The organism is Methylobacterium frigidaeris, assembly GCF_022179185.1.
Lineage (GTDB): Bacteria > Pseudomonadota > Alphaproteobacteria > Rhizobiales > Beijerinckiaceae > Methylobacterium > Methylobacterium frigidaeris.
Genome location: NZ_BPQJ01000203.1, coordinates 1 through 273, shown reverse-complemented (window position 1 = coordinate 273; position 273 = coordinate 1). Strand labels below are relative to the sequence as shown.

Here is a 273-nt window from a genome sequence, read left to right as displayed (position 1 = left end):
CGGCGAACTCGCAGTTCTTCATCTGCTTCGACGACGCGCGCTTCCTCGACAAGCAGTACACGGTCTGGGGCAAGGTCGTGGACGGCATGGACGTGGTCGACACGATCAACAAGGGCGAGCCGCCGCGCTCCCCGGACAAGATCGTCAAGGCGACGGTGGGCGAAGCGGCCTGAAACGACCGGACGTGTCCGCCCGCCCGGGCGGAAACGTCCGCGTAACGATGGGACGATTGTCCCTTGGCAAGACGCGCGCGGCCTGTGAGGTTGCCGCGCC

General features: G+C 66.7%; 1 protein-coding gene. It reads left to right on the top strand.

What is annotated here, in order from left to right; genetic code table 11:
* Positions 1-173 (top strand): peptidylprolyl isomerase (locus tag MFF64_RS36855; protein ID WP_238193985.1); only part of this gene is annotated, 173 nt, incomplete at its 5' end.
* Positions 174-273 lie beyond the last annotated feature (100 nt).